Source organism: Dellaglioa sp. L3N, assembly GCF_054941095.1.
In genome coordinates, this window is sequence record NZ_CM142928.1 from 1481101 (window position 1) to 1498917 (window position 17817).

The following is a 17817-nucleotide window of genomic DNA, read 5'->3' on the forward strand; positions in this document are numbered from 1 at the left end:
TGATTTGACAAACTTGAACCCTCCTTTATTTAATCGACCTTCTTTGTTATTGGTGCAAATGCCGTTAACAATCGTTTAATGCCTTGTTCTTTGAAAGCAATATCCAATTCAGCATCTGAACCTGAGCCTGAAACTTTAACGATGGTTCCAGTCCCCCAAGCTTTATGTTCAACTTTTTCACCAATACGCCAAACAACTGCATCAGCACCCGTACCACTATCTCGTTCAACCGTCTTAGTAGGGCGGTGATAAGTTGTCGCCGTCGCACGTTGATTTGAGTACGAAGCACGCACAGAAGATGCCGATGGTGCTGCCGTTTTGTTATCTAATTCAAGTAAGGTTTCATCAATTTCACCAATAAAACGTGACGCTTGATTACTTTGGCGGCGTCCATATAACATTCTTGAAAAAGCATTTGTCAGATATAATTTACGTTCAGCACGTGTAATTCCCACATAAGCTAAACGGCGTTCTTCTTCTAATTCATCATCCTCTAACATGGCACGAGAAAGTGGGAAAATCCCCTCTTCTAATCCCATTAAAAAGACAACTGGGAATTCAAGCCCTTTGGCAGCATGTAACGTCATCAATGTGACTTCTTCAGGTTCTTCTGCAATATCATCTTGCGCAGAAACTAACGCCAAATCAGCTAAGAAATCAACATAACGATCACTATCATCTTCTTCAGCTTCCCAACGGTCATCAAATTGTTGTGTTACAGACAAGAATTCCTCAACATTTTCAAGTCGCGTTTCATTTTCGATTGTTTTCGTCTTTTTCAAACTAGCTTCATAGCCAGATTGTTTCAAAATTTCTCTGGTTAATTCTGTCACATTTAAAAATTCACGCATTTTTTGTAAACCACGAATCATTGTGGCAAATTCTTGAAGTGATTTACCCGCTTTACCAGAAATGTTAGCAAGTGCTGAATTTTCAGCCCCTTCAAGCATTGTCCAGTTATTCATGTCTGAAAATTCACGTAACTTATCAATGCTACTTGCACCAATACCACGCTTTGGCACATTCACAACACGGTCAAAACTCATTGAATCTTGATCATTAGCAATTAAGCGAATGTACCCCAAGATATCGCGAATTTCTAAGCGTTCGTAGAACTTGTGTCCACCAACTATTTTGTAAGGAACACTTGATTTTAAGAATGTTTCTTCAACCACACGAGACTGTGCATTCGTCCGATATAAAATGGCAAAATCACCATAGTTCAGATGGTTATCTTTGATTTGTTCTTGAATCTTCTCAACAACGTAATGTGCTTCATCATTTTCACTTTGACCGCGATAATAAGAAATCTTCTCACCATCTTTATTATCAGTCCAAAGACTCTTATCACTGCGGTTTGTATTGTTGTCAATAACCGAGTTAGCCGCATTTAAAATCGTTTTTGTTGAGCGATAATTTTGTTCCAACTTAACCACAGAAGCATTTGGATAATCTTTTTCAAAGTTCATAATATTATCCATATTGGCACCACGCCAACCATAAATACTTTGATCCGCATCCCCAACAACACAGAGATTTTTAAAACGTTCCGCTAGCATATTAACCAACGTATATTGGGCTTCATTGGTATCTTGGTATTCATCCACATGGATGTATTGAAATTTATTTTGGTAGAAAGCCAACGTTTCTGGTTTCTCCTTGAATAACCGAATCGTTAACATAATCAAATCATCAAAATCGACAGCTTGATTTGAGCGTAATTCTTTTTGGTATGCCGTATAAACCTTAGCAACCATTTGTTCAAACATACTAGCAGCACGCTCAGCATATTCTTTTTCTGTTAGTAAATCATTTTTAGCATTCGAAATAGCACCCAAGACAGATCTTGGATCAAATTTTTGTGGATCAATATTTTGTTCTTTTAAAATTCGTTTAACTAATGTCCGTTGTTCGCCTGGATCAGCAATGGTAAACGCACGATTATAACCAATTTGATCAATGTCGCGTCTTAAAATACGCACACAAAGTGCATGGAAAGTTGAAACCCAAACATCTTCTGCGCCTTTATCAAGTAATTTATTAACACGTTCGCGCATTTCTTTTGAGGCTTTATTCGTAAACGTAATGGCTAAAACGTTCCACGGATTAACCCCTTTTTCTTCAATTAAATAAGCAACACGATGTGTTAATACGCGTGTTTTTCCACTTCCGGCTCCAGCCATAATCAAGAGTGGTCCCTCTGTTTGTAAGACGGCTTCTTTTTGTTTGTTATTCATTCCGTTCAATAAGCTTTCAGTAGTCAAATTAGTCAATCCTCTCTATAAATCAGTCACTATACATTATAGCAAAAAAACGCCCTAACTTCTTTAATTTTTGTTTAATATATGCGGTATTTTACTCAATTAAAAAGGACAAATCGAATTAATTCGATTCATCCTTTCATTTTTATTAATTTATTGATTCTTTTTTAGTCCAAATCCCAGTATCTTCAATTTGGTTTAGTGCTTCTCGTACCGAATCTGATTGAACTAAAATATGTCCAGCCCGATCCATTTTATGATTTTCTGGATAACGATAAAAATGGTAATACCAATTATTTTTAAGGACCCATTGTGTCTTCAAATCAGCACATTCTTCCTCTTTTAAAGACACCATAATAGTTGGTGCAAGGAATTTAACTTTTGATAATGGTAACCCACATATCGCACGTAAATGCTGTTCATACATAGAAACGTTCGTGGCTTTATCAAAGACATACCCTGATTGGTGCATAGCGGGCACAATGCGTTTCACATAAATGGCACCAGATTTTGTGACAAAAAAGCCAACTTCTAACGCACCAGTATAATCTAAATTCTCAGCAATTTTAATGGCAATTTTGTGAATTTCAGCAGACGTTTCCGTATCTAAATTAGCAGGAACAATGGCTTCATGCAATCTATGATCACTATATCTACTTTCAATAGCTGGGAAAAAATTAATTTCCTTACCGTTTTTGATGAGAATCATTGAAATTTCTTGTTCATAAGGAATCCATGATTCTAAAATATATGTCCCGCGTTCAACCAAGTGTGCGGCATCCGAAATATCAGCTTGCGTCCGAATCACACTCTGATAATTTTTACCAAACCCTTTTTGAATAGGTTTTAGAACACTGGGATAACCTATTGAAAGTACAGAATTATAAACATCTTCAAGTGATACGATGGTTTCAAATGGTGGAATGTTAATATTTAATTGCTCAAAAAAAGCTCTCTCCAACAAACGATCTTGTACAATTTCTAGGGCGTTATATTGCTGTGGGACATAAGTGAATTTTGAAATATATTCAATGACTTCTGAACTGACATGCTCAGATTCGTATGTCACAATATCTGTTCGTTCAGCGAATTCTTTCAATTTATCCTTATCATTCATCTTACCCACAACAGAATAATCTGCTAATTGAAGTGCTTCACTGACTTCATTTTGACTGTATGCTGCTATTTTGAAGCCTAAATTTCTTGCAGCCATGGCCAACATTGCACCCGTTGGACTATCTCCAATTATTCCCAATGTACTTCCAGGAAAGATTACTTTTTTTTCCACTATTATTCACTACTTTCTACTTTAACTTTACTCTTAATCATACTGTTATCACGCAATTCAAGCAAGCTTTAGCATCAATAATTTAACAAATTCATTAGAAAATAAAAAAAGAACGCAAAATGCGTTCTTTTCAATAAGTTTAATCTTCAAAATGAACTTGACCACCATCAAATGATGAAATCTTAGCAAGTGATTCTAAGCGAACCCCACGTTCATGAATTAATTCAGCACCCTTTTGGAATGATTTTTCAATCACAATCCCAATACCTGCAATTTCAGCTTTAGCTTCATCACAAATTTTGAATAAGCCTTCAGCTGCTTGACCATTAGCCAAAAAATCATCAATAATTAAGACACGATCATTCTCGCCTAAAAATTTATTGGCAACAGCAATCGTACTTTCAATTTTTTTCGTGTATGAATAAACAGAAGCTGAATACAAGTTATCTTGCATTGTTACACTTTTACTTTTACGCGCGAAAACAACAGGAACATGGAATTGTAACCCAACAAAAACAGCTGGTGCAATACCTGATGATTCGACTGTTAAGATTTTAGTAATTTTTTCATCTTTGAATAGTTTGGCAAATTCTTTACCCATTGTAAACATTAAATCAGGGTCAACTTGGTGGTTTAAAAATTGGTCAACCTTCAATACATCTCCTGGTAATACAATACCATCTTGCATAATTCTGTCTTCTAAAAGTTTCACGTTAGGGTACGCTCCTCTTGCTATCTATATTTTTTGGGTATAAAAATAGCTTTTTCACTTCGGTATCAGTAAAAAAGCTACATTCCGGTTTTGAATGACTCAAGAATAACATAAAATAGGGTTAAATTCAATTTGAATCCACTCATTTATTGCTATTGTAATTGCCATAAATCCGTTTTACTTATCGTATTGATCTAACTTATATTGCTTAATAATATCTGTTAATTTTGTACTATAATCATTATCAGTTGCGTATCCATCAACAATTAGAGCTGCTGCTGCATCTTCATACGTTGTTGCTGAGATAACATCAGAAAATTGGTTTTTATCCCAAGTGTTCCCATGAGCCAATAATTTCGAATGAGACATAATGGCTTCATCCCAATCTTTGAAAACGATAAACTTAGCAGTTACTTCTTCCCACTTGCCATCTTTCCCTTGTTCTTTTGTTCTAAAATCTTTAGCTCGCTTACCCGTTCCTTTAATACCAAACAAGTTGTTATAATCTTTAGCTAAAGAACTTGTTCCCCAATCAGATTCTAAGATTGCTTGTGCAATCGTAATACTAGAAAAAACGTGATATTTTTTTTGCATTTTTTGTGCTTCAGGTGAAACTTTTTTTATGAAAGCTTGCTTCTTAGCAGCTTCTGCGGCCTTTTTAGCTGATTCACTTGCTTCAATTTTTGAGGTTGATAATGACGTTGCAATTGATTCATCTCGAACAACGTTATTTTTATGAACGTGCATCGAAATAACGACTGTGATAATGCCTAGAATCAAAATTAAAACAACAATATTCGCAACTTGAACTTTCCCATTTTTAATAAAAATCCCTCGTCCATTTTTCTTTTTCATTCGTACACCCGTCCCTATACTTTTTAATTGATTTACCTATTTTACCCTAATTTTGTACCTATTTCCATCGTATTTTTTCTCTTTTAATTAAATTTCTGTTAAACTGGATGTATCTTAATCGGGATAGGAGAACAATTATGGCAAAAAATTTGAATTGGGGAATTATCGGACTTGGTAACATCGCTCACAGCTTCGCAACTTACTTTGACCAACCATTTGGTGAAATTTATGCAGCGGGCTCACGCGATTTAGAAAAAGCACAAACGTTTGCGAACGAATTTAACATTCCACATGCCTATGGTAGTTACGAAGACTTATTAGCTGACAAGGAAATTGATATCGTTTACATTGCGACACCTCACAATTATCACATTGAAACAATCATGGCCGCTCTTGAAGCTGGCAAACATGTTTTAAGCGAAAAAGCCATTACAATGACAAGCGCTGAATTAAAACAGGCAACTGATTTGGCTGAAAAAAAAGGCTTGATTTTACAAGAAGCAATGACGGTTTACCATATGCCACTCTACAAAAAAATCATTGAAGTTGCTGAAGAAAACAACTTAGGTAAGTTGAAAATGATTCAAGCTTCATTTGGTAGTTCTAAAGAGCCAGATCCAACAAATCGCTTTTTCAATCCTGATTTAGCTGGGGGCGCATTATTGGACATTGGCGTTTATGCGTTGGCATTCGTTCGACAATTCATGACAGCAACACCTGAAATTACAGGATCATCAATGAATTTATTCAAATCAGGCGTCGACGAATCTGAAACTATCAGTTTAAGAAATAACAACGACGAACTTGCAAATGTGTCTTTAACCTTTAGAGCTAAAATGCCTAAAATGGGAATCATTGCTTACGAAGGTGGTTACTTTACCGTTTATGATTATCCTCGTGCTAACAAAGCCACGTTAGTCTTTGCCGATGGTGCTACCAAAGAAATTATTTTTGGCCATACAAAACAAGCCATGAATTATGAAATCAAAGATGTTCAAGACATGGTTTCAGGCAAATTAGATCCCAAACCTTTCTTAGAAAAAACAACAGATGTGATGTCAATCATGACACAAGCTCGTGAACAATGGCACTATCAATACCCATTCGAAAAATAAAAGGCATTCAAAAAGTTATCAACGTTAATTGTTGATAACTTTTTTTAATTTCATGCTACACTAAAAGAAAAAGAGGCAGGGCTTAATTTTATGAAACGAAAGAAACGCTACTACAAAAATCGAACACGAAATTACTTAGTTGGACTCGCAGTCCTTTTAATCGTGTCACTTTTCAGTGGTAAATTACCTGATTCAGTGAAAAACTTACTACAATCAAATAATCATACCACTTCCATCCGTGTTAAAAGCGGAACAGGAAAAGCAAACACAAGTGCTATTAATAGTAATAAAGCTGTTAACGGGATTATTGATAATAAAAATCCAACATTTTCAAAAAGTGACCTAGCAGATTCTTCAAGCGGCTGGATTAAATACGGTGCTCTCGATTCACTTGGACGTGCCACACAGGCAAACGCCCTTTTAGTTAAGGCTTTGGAAGCTAGAGGGACATCAGCTAACGCTTCTATCCGACCCACTGGCTTTGTTTCTGGACTGTCACCTTACTACCATTCCCGTGGCCATTTAATTGGGCGACAACTTGGTGGTAACGGTGATAAGAAAGAAAATCTAGCAACTTTGTACCAGAATCCCGTAAACACACCTTACATGACTAAATACGAAAATGCGGTTCGGGCAGCCATCGATAAAGGTGATCATGTTCGTTATCAAATTACCCCTATTTTCTCTGGCAAATCGCTCTTTCCTAAAGCGATTCAGATGCAAGGTAAAAGTACAACCTCTTGGGGAAATATCAATTTTAATGTTACTATTTTGAATAAACGTTAATTCAAAGGAGTGTGTTAGTCATGTTCACAGAATTAAAAGGCCAACTATCAGATTTAGCACCACAAACGTTGCAAAAACTGCTACTTGATTCAAACATCCATCAAACAAGCGATGGCTACTTGCAATTTCCAGGTCGCTCACTTCAAACACAATTTCTTGAGACCATGAATTTTTTACAAACACCTGATACAATCTCTTTAAATTGGGATGATGTCTGCATTTTAGGTCAGACAATTGATGGCGATTACCTTGCTGGGGATGCTTATTCAACGACTTTCTTTATTCCTAAAAGTTTACTTGCTGAAGAGACTGAAATCCATCAGATGCCCCTCATTGATGCTTTAATTGCATTAGAATCTGGCGAATTAAACTCGAAAATTATTTCTAAATTCAATTAAAAAGTTGTTAACAGCGAAAAATCTCGTTGTTAACAACTTTTTTTATACATAGATTTAACTTTTGCGAACCATTTTTTGTAACGGTCTCGCAATTAATGGGGCAACAATCCCTGCCAAAATCATTTCTGGCACCCCATTTGTGACAACTAATCCCATAATATAAGGCAATAATTGTCCCATATCAACTTTATAAAAATTAGCAGCCTGTCCATGATACAACAGATAAATAAGGCCTAAAACTAAGACCGTATTAACTAATGAACCAATAATGGATGCCATGACCATCGCCAATGTTTGATTTTTCCACCATTTATATAAAAAATAAAAAACGGCTGCCGTAACAATTCCAATTAGGATTCTTGGCACAATTGATATCAGTGGATTGGTGAACACAATCGGCGCAATTGGACTTGTGGGTGACACAAAAGCTCTGATAAATGTGATTAGTCCCCAGATACCACCAACAAATGCTCCATCCTTCCAACCTAATACCAAAGCCGCAACAATAACGGTAATGTGAATCGTTGTAATACTTAACGGTCCAACCGGAATATAACCAAATAAGGGAACGAAATTTTGAACGATAATAATCGCAATAAATAACGCTAAAATACTCATATGATATGTTTTATTATTAGTTTTCATGTTTTTACTCCTACAAATTTAATCGTCTTTTCAATGTTTCTTTATTATAACTGATTTAACGTACGTTGCCATTAATATGCAAAAAAATAGTTCTTCAATGATTATGGGGGTAATCATTGAAGAACTATTTAAATCATTTTATCTTACATGAAAGAGATAAGCGTTGTTAAGATAGGAACAACAATGATAAACAAGATTGTACTTGAAGTAACAATGTTTGTTGCGTATTTAACGTCTCCATGTGCTTCATTAGCTAAGATTGGCAATACAGCTAACATAGGTGTTGCTGATTGAACAATCAATGTTTTTTGTAATAATGGTGCTAAATCTGCGCCAGTTAAATGTGTGCCCAAAAGAATAACAGCAATCAAAATGATTGGTGATAAGACAAAACGTCCAAGTAAGGCAACGATTGTATCACGGTCAAATCTGATACTCTTCAAACCAGCTTTGGCTAACACAATACCAATATAAATTAATGATAATGGTGTCACTAATCCACCGACATAGCTTAATGTTTGGTTAATAAAATCAGGAACTGGAATTGCAAGAACCAAGAAGATTAATGCAACGATAAACCCAACAAGTGGCATTGGGATTACTTTAGCCCAGTTGATTTTCTTTTTCGTTTTATCTGATTTATCTTTTGTAGGATCATCATTTGAAATTAAGAAAACACCAAATGCCCATGTTGAAACTGTATTAATAATATAGTAAACAAGGAAATATGAGATACTCTTGTCGCCAAATAATGCAATATTTAAAGGTAACCCAATGAAAATTGTATTTGCATTAACAACGGCATTCATAAAGATACCACGACGACCAGGTCTGATGTTCAAAAGATGAACAAGTGCCCAAGCAATCAAGTAACCGATAATAACCGCAATTGCAGGGTAGAGTAAACTACCTGATAATGCAACTAATTGATCACGTTTTAAATATTTCAAAACAGAAACGAAAATTGATGCTGGCAAAGCAATTTTAGTAATTAATGATGAGATGTTGCCACCAAATGAATCAGCGAACCATCCTTTAACTTGTAAAATATAACCAAGTAACATCATCAAAACAACAACTAGAACACTTTGAATTGATTGGAAAAATACCATAATTAATTGTCCTTCTCTCTACGCTTTTTTTAGTACTTAGGTGTCCATTTCATATCTGCAACAGTCTTCTTAACATCCGTAATTGCTTCTTTGTTTAATTTTTGGTCTACGACACTTTGGGCAACAACTTCTGCGATTGTTTGTGAGAATTCTGCTAAATGTGTAACAGGTGGTAATACAGCAGCACCAACGGCTGTCGTATCAACGATTCCACCTAAAGCATGGCTAGCTTGTGACAAAATTTCGCCATTCACTCTTGAAGCTGTTGATGCAATAATACCAAATCCAAGACCTGGGTACATAAGTGCATTGTTAGCTTGACCAATTTGGTAAGTAACACCATTGTAGTCAACGTTATCTGCTGGGATACCAGTAGCAACTAATGCTTGTCCATCAGTCCATGCAATCAAATCTTCAGCTTTAGCTTCTGCTAATTTTGTAGGGTTTGATAATGGGAAGATGATTGGACGTTCAACATGTGAAGCCATTTCTTGAACAATTTCTTTCGTAAAGGTACCAGGTTGTGTAGATGTTCCAATCATAACAGTTGGTTGAACAGCTTTAACAACAGCTTCTAAAGAAGTTAATTCATCAGCGTTAGCAAATTCTGAACGTTTGTGCGTAAATTCTTTTTGGCCAGGTGTTAAGTCTTCTGTATCATCAAACAACAACCCTTGTTTGTCAACTAAGAAGAAACGTTTGCGAGCATCTTCTTCTGAAACACCAGCGCGTTTCATTTCGTCCATGATTTGGTTAGCAATTCCGACACCAGCAGTACCAGCACCGTAAGTGATAACTTTTTGGTCAGCAATTGAACCTTTAGTGATACTTAGCGCACCTAAGATACCAGCTAAAACAACAATCCCTGTACCTTGAATATCATCATTAAATGTTGTGATATCATTTTGATATTTTTCAAGAATGTTAGCAGCATTTGAGCGGCCAAAATCTTCCCAATGTAATAATAATTCTGGGAACAAGCCTTTTGTACTTTGAACAAAACCATCAATGAAGTCGTAGTATTTGTCGCCAGTTACGCGAGCATGTTTGTTACCAAGGTATAATGGGTCATTCATCAATGTTTCATTGTTTGTACCAGCATCAATTGAAACGGGTAAAACTTGTGAAGGATCGATTCCAGCAGCAGCTGTATAAACCATTAACTTACCAATTGCGATATCAACACCGTTGACACCCCAGTCGCCCATACCTAAAATACCTTCAGCATCTGTCACAACGACCAAACGAATGTCACGGCCTGCAGCAGCATTTTTTAATGTTGCTTCGATATCTTCTGGATGATCGATTGATAAGAATGCAGCATTTTGTGGGTTAACATAAATTTCATTGTATTCTTCGATTGAGTCAGCAACAACTGGATCATAAACAACTGGCATGAATTCAGCAACATGTTGGCCCATTAAGTAAAAGAATAAGGTACGGTTTTCGTTGAATAATTCCATTAAGAAATGGCGTTTTTCAAGGCCTGATTCTTTACTTAAGTATTGTGCGTAATTTTGTGTCGCTTGTTCTTCGATTGTTTGCACCTTAGCTGGTAACATACCAATAAGTCCTAATTCACGACGTTCGTCCATTGTAAATGCTGTTCCTTTATTTACAAATGGGTTATTTAAAATATCTTGTGCTTTTGTCATAATTGATTCCTCCATTATTTTTTTATATTTTTGTTTTCTCTGTATCTTACAAAAACTAGAATATACCCCTTGGAAAATTATAGTCAAACATATGTTATACTATAAATATTATTTATATGAGGACTAAAAACGTTGATTCTAAGGGGATTATAATGAACATTCGAGATTTAGAATATTACCAACAAATAATTAATTTAAGAAATTTTTCAAAAGTTGCTGATTTTTTTTCAGTTAGTCAACCCACCATCACAACTTCTATGAAGCGATTGGAAACAGAACTCGATACACAATTAATTATCCGTGACCAATCTCATCACCAAATTTTATTCACACCAAGTGGTGAACAGTTTGCGGAACACGTTGCGATTATTCTGCGAGAATTAAAAATCGCAAATCAGGAAATTGAACAACTTAAAAATGAACGTATCCGATTTGGCCTGCCTCCTATTATAGGAACCTACTACTTTCCACAAATTGTTGGTAACTTATTCCAATTAGGCTTAATTGATCATCTTGATACTGTTGGTAATGGGTCTCAGGACCTTCTCATCCAATTAATAAATGGCTCATTAGATATGGCTTTGCTCGGTTCGGTTAAACCCATAGAAGATGATCGCTTAATTGTTAGAAATTTTGCCTCTAAAAATTTCAAAATCATCATGAGTAAACGACATCCACTTGCATCAAGGAAATCTATTAAATTTGCTGAACTTAGAAATGAAAAATTCATTATGCAGAATGAAGGCTTTGTTCACCCAATCGCTTTTAAAGAATTAACGGCCAAGAATCATTTCAAGCCACAAATCATCTATACCACGAGCGACAGTCAAATCATTAAAAAGATGGTTGCTGAAAATGTTGGTGTTGGCTTTTTAACGGAACTTGCTTTGGACGCTTCAGATAACCTTGTTGCATTACCTTTATCAGAACCAGACCAACCCAAATTCTTAATGTCACTCGTTTATCGCGTCAGCCATATTTTAACGCCCACTCAAGCAAAATTAATTGACGTTTTGATTGATCCTTCTATATAAGAATAGAAAAAATGCAAGTTCACATTTTATCATGCGAACTTGCATTTTCTTTTTTACTAAGCTTCCGGTATATCTAATGTTTCGATTTTTGAATCTAGCGCTGGTTTATCATCAGCTTTTTTTGCTTTTTTAGTTGTTTTCTTTGGTGCTTCTGTTTCTGCCTTAACTTCTTTAGCAGGAACTTCTGCTTCATCAGGTGCAAAGATTTTTGCACGAACTTCTTGATCCATTTCATGTAACATTTCTGGTTTTTGTTCCAAAATATTAACAACGTTTGGTTTACCTTGACCTAAACGTTCACCATGATATGAGAACCATGAACCAGCTTTTTCAGCAATGCCATTTTCAACAGCAAGATCTAAGATATCAGCAGTAGCTGAGATACCTGACCCATACATCATGTTCAATTCAGCAATTTTGAATGGTGGTGCTACTTTATTCTTAACCACTTTAATTGTTGTTTCATTCCCAATAACGTCAGTACCATCTTTAATTTGTCCACGACGACGAACATCCAAACGGATTGTTGCGTAGAATTTCAAAGCACGGCCTCCTGGTGTTGTTTCAGGGCTACCGAACATAACCCCAACTTTTTCACGTAATTGATTAATAAAAATAACGGTTGTTCTTGTTTTATTAATTGAACCAGCTAATTTACGAAGAGCTTGTGACATCATACGGGCTTGCAACCCAACATGCGCATCACCCATTTCGCCTTCAATTTCAGCACGAGGAACTAAGGCTGCAACTGAATCAATAACAACAAGATCAACGGCACCACTGGATACCAAGGCATCAGCAATTTCTAATCCTTGTTCACCAGTATCTGGTTGTGATAATAATAGACCATCAATATCAACACCTAGTGCTGTCGCATAGGCAGGATCCATCGCATTTTCAGCATCAATATAAGCGACCGTACCACCATTTTTTTGTACTTCTGCAGTTGCATGAAGCGCAATCGTCGTTTTACCAGAACTTTCTGGTCCGTATATTTCGACAATACGGCCTTTAGGAAAACCACCCACACCTAATGCGTAATCCAACGATAAAATACCTGTTGAAGTGACATCAATCTTTGTATCGGCTTTGTCCCCCATCTTCATGATAGCGCCTTGTCCGAATTCTTTTGTAATTGCTGATAACGCTTTTTCTAATGCTGCTTCGCGTTCTTTACCATCTTTTCTTTTGCCGTCTCCGGTTGCAATACTTCTGTTAGCCATAGTTAGTACCCCATCCTCTCAATAGTAGAACATCTGTTCGTTTCTATCTACTTATCATACCTTATTAAATTTTATATCGCAAGCGTTAAATTATTTTTGTCAAAAATAAAAAGAACGATGCATTTATCGTCCTTACTAAGTGTCAATCCATTCAACTATAACGTACGCTTATTAATTAAGTACGTCATTTTATTCAAAAAAAATTTAATTTCCTAAATTTATTCCATTGCTTCAATCTGACTAATTGTTTCTTTCAAAACTCGTCTAAAAGTCGCTAGATCTTTACCAGTCACTTGTGTCTCTAATTTACTTTCCAATTGATTCCAAAAATCACTATTGACGGTCGTTAACTCTTTATATTTATCTGTCACAAACAAATGAATGACCCGTTTGTCTGAAATGTCCGCTTTCTTCGTCACTAACCCTAACGTAATTAATTTCTTCAAATGGTAATTCGTATTTGGTGTCGACTGATTCAATAACGTTGACACACGCCCAATTGTTGGGCTCTTCAACTGCTCGATTGCGTTTAAATAATAAGTATCAATTGTCCCTAATTGCTTAATATTCATAAGCCCATCTTGCTTCCCATACAAGCTCAATAACTGATTTAATTTGTTGAAAGTTCCGCTTAACTCAATCATTTTTATCCTCCTAGTTATATGCACTTAGTTCTCACCCAAAACAAAATTAAAAACAATTATCAATTTCTAATACCTAAATGCTCATTTCACTTATTATAGATTAAAAGGGGGGACATATACAAGTAATATGTTCCCCTCTTTTCTTAAAAATATAAAATCAGTGAAAACGTTTAACTCCCTGTGACCGTTGACCCTTGCCAACTAAGCATTCCGCCATAGACATCAACAACATCTTTACCTTTTTCAAATAAAATATCTGCAGCCTGCGCACTTCGACGTCCCGAGCGACAAATGATATAAGCTTGACCCTCTAACTCATATTGATCAATTTCATCTAAAGGCACATTTATTGCGCCGGGAATATGCCCTTCCGCAAATTCAAAATCTTCACGCACATCAATGATTTGTGGCTTATCTGGTAACAATGCTTCGAGTTCTGTCGTTGTGATTGTTGGAATATCATCTTCAAAGTTCATTTTTGATTACCTCTTTTATTTAATAATTATTTTTGATTATGTCATAGAAGCTTCCTAATTGCACCTTTGACGCTATTTTTATGCTTCTTAGAGACTATTCACGATCAAAAAAAGGCCACGCCATTATTCAGCGTAACCTAATTGAACTTTATTTATTAATGCATACTATCATGAATGATGTGTTGTCGTGTGATTAAATTTTTCTTTGCTTTTTTTAAAATTTTTAACGAAGTCCGAGCACTTTCAGTTGAATGATCTTTAGATAAATATTGCCATGTTGAAATAATCAGTAATAATGACACAAAGATTATTGGGAACCCAGCCATCAAACAAATGGACTGAATCGTTTTAAATCCACCAACGAAGACAATACCAAATGAGAATAACATAAAGATTGCCATCCACACTAAACGGTTAACTAGACTTGGTTGTTGTGATGAACTGAGCTTTGTGCTGGTAAACGATGACACAATATATGCAGACGATGATATTGTCGTTGCTAAGAAAATAAAACATGAAATCGCATAAATTACCAACATCACATATTTAAATGGCAAGGTTGTAATCACTTGCGCAATCGCTGCAGCTTGACCGTACGTATTCAATGTGTGAATTAAATCAACAGCGCCACTTTGTTGAAGATAAAGTGAATAGCCACCTAAGATAGCGTAGAAACTCATACAACCTAAAGCACCATAGGCCAACATTCCTAGAATCACTTGACGAATCGTTCGGCCACGTGAAATTCTAGCAATGAACAAGCCCATAAATGGCATAAAGGTTAACCACCAGCCCCAATAGAAAATCGTTTCTGATTTAACAGGATCAACTGCATGCCCTAATCCTGAAGCAGTCCCTGTACTCATTGAAACAAATCGTGTCACCATCAACATAAGACTGTTACCTTCTGATTTCAAAATGTACATGGTTGGTCCGACTAACAAGACAATCAACAAGAAACCAATTGCGGTCCAAATATGGGCCGAACTCAACCGATCAATCCCACCTTTAATTCCTTTAAACATTGTTAATGTAAAGATAGAAAATAAAACAACAAATAAAGCTAATTTCAAAAGTATGGTATCTTGAACACCTGTTATCGTTGAAATAATTCTCGATAATACGGGTATTTCCATTCCGACTGACGAGCCAACGCCACCCATAATACCAATTACGACAAGAAAATCAACCACTTTTCGTAATACTTTTTTATAAGGTTGATCACCCTTTAACATAGGAATCACATCACTAACACACATGACTTTTACATTTTTAACATACATGACGTATGAAATAATCACGGCCGAAGACGCAAACATCATCCACGCCATTGGCCCCCAATCAAACTGTCCCAACATGTGAGCATTTTGATAATTAGCAGGAGACATCGCCTTGGCACCAAACAAAGGTTGTTGCACATAACGAAGTGGATCGACCATGCTAAGCATTAAAATACTGGCATCAATGGCAGTTGCAAATACCATACTTCCCCATTTAAAATCACTGTATGCGGGACTCTCACCTTTTTTACCCAGTCTAATTTTTCCGTAGTGACTCAATGCAATATACATAAAGAAAATAAAATTAATAATATATATGCCAAGATAAGCCCAACTCAGATGTGCAGTAATCACATCCATTGTTGCACTTAACGTCGACTTCAGACCTGACCCACCGAGTAATAACCCAGCTGATACCAAAATAAATAGTGCCACGGTTGGCACAAACATTTTCTTGTCGATATTTTGTTTTTCTAAAATAAAAATTTCCTCCTAAATTTTAAAGTACGATCTAGTTAACTAGCGTACTCATTCAACAAATCCCAATTTATTGCACAAAAAAAAACACACTGATACAGTTTCTCCACTAGGGATATCTGCACAGCGTGCTTGTTAGCTTTGCCATCTTATACAAATACTCATAACGTCAATTAATATTCTATCGAATCATTAACCTGGACTGACATCTCCATTATCATCTAGGTAACGAATGATTCGTGCCGGATTACCCGCAATTACGAGATCATCACCAAACGACTTTGTGACCACTGAACCGGCGCCAACCACGACCCGACTACCCAGAGTAACCCCTGGTAAAATCGTGACGTGTCCACCCATCCAGACACTATTCCCAATCGTAATTGGTTTACCCATTTCAACATCTGCGTCACGTAATTTTGCAGATAATGGGTGCACTGGTGTGTAAAAGCCAACGTCTGGACCAATGTAACAATGATCACCAATCGTGATTGGACACGTGTCCAACATCGTTAAATGGTAGTTCGCATAAAAGTGATTTCCGATATGAATATTAAATCCATAATCAAATTCGATTCCCGTTTCGGCCCAAAAGTCTTCACCGGAATCAGCTAATAACGCTTTAATCTTTTTATTCTGTTGTTCATTATCGTCAAGTTGGTTGATTGTCAGCAGTTCTCGCCGAATTAGTTTTCGTCGTTCAACTAGTTCCGGGTCCAACTGCTCATACGGTTCACCATCTGACATTTTTTCTCTCTCATTTTTTATCATGTTATAAGAATACCACTTATGACATGATTTGTTAAAATTACTTTTAAAATCAGCTACAATGGCTTTTCTAACATGAACTAAGATTGGTACTATGACACGTATAAGCCGACATTTCAAACATTAAATAAAAAAATTTGAACAAACTCATTTTGTTACTATTACAAGTAGTCCTAATACCCAAACAAAAAAATTTATAACATCTGTTGTTGGGTTCTGATTCCCCAATAATCGTTGACTCTGATGCTAATAACACGCGCCTTATTCATGGGACTTTGAATTATCGGCCTGAAGTTTGCGAAAAATGCGGTGCTATCAATACCAATCAAATTATTAATTATGGTTGGCGGACCATTTCAGTTCACTTCCCTAGTTCATCCGAACAAACAATTATTCTTAAATTACGTAAACAATATTTCAACTGTAAGTCATGTAATGGCTATTTTTTAGCACAAACAACACTCACAGCTAAGAACTGCTTTATTCCAACTAATTACCGTAAAGCCTAATCATTTTGAAGTGCAACAAAGAAGTGAGTCATTTAAATGCTTGGCAGTAATCTAAAAATTACATAACGTCTTAATTAGCGACTAAACCTGTTGTCAAAACCCTGAGGACTTGTCCAAATGTTGCAATAATTCATAGTGATATGGGAAGCCAATATACAAGTCAGTTGTTTGAATCCTGTCTGAAATCAAACGGGATTGAACCTTCATAATCATTAAAAGGTCATCCATATATTGAAGGATTTCATTCACTTTTAAAAAGAGAATGGGTTTACCAACAAAAATTTAAGTCAATTGAACCAATTAATTTATCAACAAATATTTTCAAAAGTTAGTTAAATTTCAACAATATTTTTGTCCAGATATTTGACACAGGAGCAATTAGTATTTCCGAACCCAACATACACTGTAAAGAAAAATGCTAAACATATGAAAAAGAAGCCCTGCGCTAACAGGACTCCTTACATAAAACCCGTTTAAGACGGTGACCAAATTTTAATTAATAATAATCGTTTATCTCGCCAAAGATAATGAGACGATTATTTTTGGCTCTATGTCAAATAGTGTTGACGAAACAAAAGA

General features: G+C 35.9%; 17 protein-coding genes. 5 read left to right on the forward strand and 12 right to left on the reverse strand.

All coding sequences use genetic code 11. From position 1 onward, the window contains the following. Nucleotides 1-29: 29 nt before the first annotated feature. From pcrA to ACVPPR_RS07610, 4 genes are all read right to left on the reverse strand, one after another. Nucleotides 30-2264 (reverse strand): DNA helicase PcrA, encoded by a 2235-nt coding sequence (gene pcrA, locus ACVPPR_RS07595; protein WP_462298743.1) that lies wholly within the window; start codon nucleotides 2262-2264, stop codon nucleotides 30-32. 145 nt (nucleotides 2265-2409) lie between these two features. Continuing rightward, a complete protein-coding gene (locus ACVPPR_RS07600) occupies nucleotides 2410-3549 on the reverse strand; it encodes a 5-(carboxyamino)imidazole ribonucleotide synthase (RefSeq protein WP_462298745.1) in 1140 nt (379 codons plus the stop codon). A 139-nt stretch (nucleotides 3550-3688) separates the two neighbouring features. After that, nucleotides 3689-4261 (reverse strand): xanthine phosphoribosyltransferase, encoded by a 573-nt coding sequence (locus tag ACVPPR_RS07605; RefSeq protein ID WP_462298746.1) that lies wholly within the window; start codon nucleotides 4259-4261, stop codon nucleotides 3689-3691. A gap of 177 nt (nucleotides 4262-4438) precedes the next feature. Beyond that, nucleotides 4439-5116 (reverse strand): glycoside hydrolase family 73 protein, encoded by a 678-nt coding sequence (locus ACVPPR_RS07610; RefSeq protein ID WP_462298748.1) that lies wholly within the window; start codon nucleotides 5114-5116, stop codon nucleotides 4439-4441. Nucleotides 5117-5253: 137 nt separating this feature from the next. On the opposite strand from ACVPPR_RS07610, the gene ACVPPR_RS07615 reads away from it, so the two are divergent. The 3 genes from ACVPPR_RS07615 (at nucleotide 5254) to ACVPPR_RS07625 (ending at nucleotide 7415) form a co-directional block, all read left to right on the forward strand. Beyond that, nucleotides 5254-6231: a Gfo/Idh/MocA family protein gene (locus tag ACVPPR_RS07615; protein ID WP_462304059.1), complete on the forward strand. Its 978-nt coding sequence runs from the start codon at nucleotides 5254-5256 to the stop codon at nucleotides 6229-6231. 90 nt (nucleotides 6232-6321) lie between these two features. Next, nucleotides 6322-7017 (forward strand): DNA/RNA non-specific endonuclease, encoded by a 696-nt coding sequence (locus tag ACVPPR_RS07620; RefSeq protein WP_462298752.1) that lies wholly within the window; start codon nucleotides 6322-6324, stop codon nucleotides 7015-7017. Nucleotides 7018-7037: 20 nt separating this feature from the next. After that, nucleotides 7038-7415: a hypothetical protein gene (locus ACVPPR_RS07625; RefSeq protein WP_462298754.1), complete on the forward strand. Its 378-nt coding sequence runs from the start codon at nucleotides 7038-7040 to the stop codon at nucleotides 7413-7415. 54 nt (nucleotides 7416-7469) lie between these two features. Here ACVPPR_RS07625 and ACVPPR_RS07630 read toward each other — a convergent pair whose 3' ends face one another. The 3 genes from ACVPPR_RS07630 to ACVPPR_RS07640 all read right to left on the reverse strand — a co-directional run bounded on the left by ACVPPR_RS07630 (nucleotide 7470) and on the right by ACVPPR_RS07640 (nucleotide 10872). Next, nucleotides 7470-8060 carry an ECF transporter S component gene (locus tag ACVPPR_RS07630; protein ID WP_462304060.1) on the reverse strand — a complete coding sequence of 197 codons (591 nt, stop codon included), beginning with the start codon at nucleotides 8058-8060 and terminating at the stop codon, nucleotides 7470-7472. A 143-nt stretch (nucleotides 8061-8203) separates the two neighbouring features. Then, nucleotides 8204-9172 (reverse strand): AEC family transporter, encoded by a 969-nt coding sequence (locus ACVPPR_RS07635; protein WP_462298756.1) that lies wholly within the window; start codon nucleotides 9170-9172, stop codon nucleotides 8204-8206. A 29-nt stretch (nucleotides 9173-9201) separates the two neighbouring features. Beyond that, nucleotides 9202-10872 (reverse strand): malolactic enzyme, encoded by a 1671-nt coding sequence (locus ACVPPR_RS07640; RefSeq protein WP_462304817.1) that lies wholly within the window; start codon nucleotides 10870-10872, stop codon nucleotides 9202-9204. 107 nt (nucleotides 10873-10979) lie between these two features. Here ACVPPR_RS07640 and ACVPPR_RS07645 point away from each other — a divergent pair, with 107 nt between their 5' ends. Further along, complete coding sequence (locus tag ACVPPR_RS07645; protein WP_462304061.1) at nucleotides 10980-11861, forward strand: LysR family transcriptional regulator; 882 nt, start codon at nucleotides 10980-10982, stop codon at nucleotides 11859-11861. 56 nt (nucleotides 11862-11917) lie between these two features. On the opposite strand, the gene recA is transcribed toward ACVPPR_RS07645, so the two are convergent. The 5 genes from recA to ACVPPR_RS07670 all read right to left on the reverse strand — a co-directional run bounded on the left by recA (nucleotide 11918) and on the right by ACVPPR_RS07670 (nucleotide 16732). After that, a complete protein-coding gene (gene recA, locus ACVPPR_RS07650) occupies nucleotides 11918-13084 on the reverse strand; it encodes a recombinase RecA (protein WP_462304062.1) in 1167 nt (388 codons plus the stop codon). A 218-nt stretch (nucleotides 13085-13302) separates the two neighbouring features. Continuing rightward, a complete protein-coding gene (locus ACVPPR_RS07655; protein WP_462298759.1) occupies nucleotides 13303-13728 on the reverse strand; it encodes a MarR family winged helix-turn-helix transcriptional regulator in 426 nt (141 codons plus the stop codon). 170 nt (nucleotides 13729-13898) lie between these two features. Next, the gene (locus ACVPPR_RS07660; protein WP_462304063.1) at nucleotides 13899-14204 is read right to left on the reverse strand and encodes a rhodanese-like domain-containing protein; all 306 of its coding nucleotides are present in this window, start codon (nucleotides 14202-14204) and stop codon (nucleotides 13899-13901) included. 155 nt (nucleotides 14205-14359) lie between these two features. Then, nucleotides 14360-15934: a BCCT family transporter gene (locus ACVPPR_RS07665; RefSeq protein WP_462304064.1), complete on the reverse strand. Its 1575-nt coding sequence runs from the start codon at nucleotides 15932-15934 to the stop codon at nucleotides 14360-14362. Between the two features lie 219 nt (nucleotides 15935-16153). After that, entirely contained in the window at nucleotides 16154-16732 is a 579-nt protein-coding gene (locus ACVPPR_RS07670; protein WP_462304065.1) for a sugar O-acetyltransferase, read from the reverse strand. A gap of 272 nt (nucleotides 16733-17004) precedes the next feature. On the opposite strand from ACVPPR_RS07670, the gene ACVPPR_RS07675 reads away from it, so the two are divergent. Further along, on the forward strand, nucleotides 17005-17238 hold the full coding sequence (locus tag ACVPPR_RS07675; RefSeq protein WP_462304066.1) for a hypothetical protein: 234 nt from the start codon (nucleotides 17005-17007) through the stop codon (nucleotides 17236-17238). Nucleotides 17239-17817: the final 579 nt, after the last annotated feature.

What these genes read in the sequence shown, in the direction of transcription:
- ACVPPR_RS07655 (WP_462298759.1), bottom strand. Translation starts at nt 13,728, where the DNA reads ATGATTGAGTTAAGCGGAACTTTCAACAAATTAAATCAGTTATTGAGC.
- ACVPPR_RS07630 (WP_462304060.1), bottom strand. Translation starts at nt 8,060, where the DNA reads ATGAAAACTAATAATAAAACATATCATATGAGTATTTTAGCGTTATTT.
- ACVPPR_RS07615 (WP_462304059.1), top strand. Translation starts at nt 5,254, where the DNA reads ATGGCAAAAAATTTGAATTGGGGAATTATCGGACTTGGTAACATCGCT.
- ACVPPR_RS07620 (WP_462298752.1), top strand. Translation starts at nt 6,322, where the DNA reads ATGAAACGAAAGAAACGCTACTACAAAAATCGAACACGAAATTACTTA.
- ACVPPR_RS07665 (WP_462304064.1), bottom strand. Translation starts at nt 15,934, where the DNA reads ATGTTTGTGCCAACCGTGGCACTATTTATTTTGGTATCAGCTGGGTTA.
- recA (WP_462304062.1), bottom strand. Translation starts at nt 13,084, where the DNA reads ATGGCTAACAGAAGTATTGCAACCGGAGACGGCAAAAGAAAAGATGGT.
- ACVPPR_RS07645 (WP_462304061.1), top strand. Translation starts at nt 10,980, where the DNA reads ATGAACATTCGAGATTTAGAATATTACCAACAAATAATTAATTTAAGA.
- ACVPPR_RS07660 (WP_462304063.1), bottom strand. Translation starts at nt 14,204, where the DNA reads ATGAACTTTGAAGATGATATTCCAACAATCACAACGACAGAACTCGAA.
- ACVPPR_RS07610 (WP_462298748.1), bottom strand. Translation starts at nt 5,116, where the DNA reads ATGAAAAAGAAAAATGGACGAGGGATTTTTATTAAAAATGGGAAAGTT.
- ACVPPR_RS07635 (WP_462298756.1), bottom strand. Translation starts at nt 9,172, where the DNA reads ATGGTATTTTTCCAATCAATTCAAAGTGTTCTAGTTGTTGTTTTGATG.
- ACVPPR_RS07670 (WP_462304065.1), bottom strand. Translation starts at nt 16,732, where the DNA reads ATGATAAAAAATGAGAGAGAAAAAATGTCAGATGGTGAACCGTATGAG.
- ACVPPR_RS07625 (WP_462298754.1), top strand. Translation starts at nt 7,038, where the DNA reads ATGTTCACAGAATTAAAAGGCCAACTATCAGATTTAGCACCACAAACG.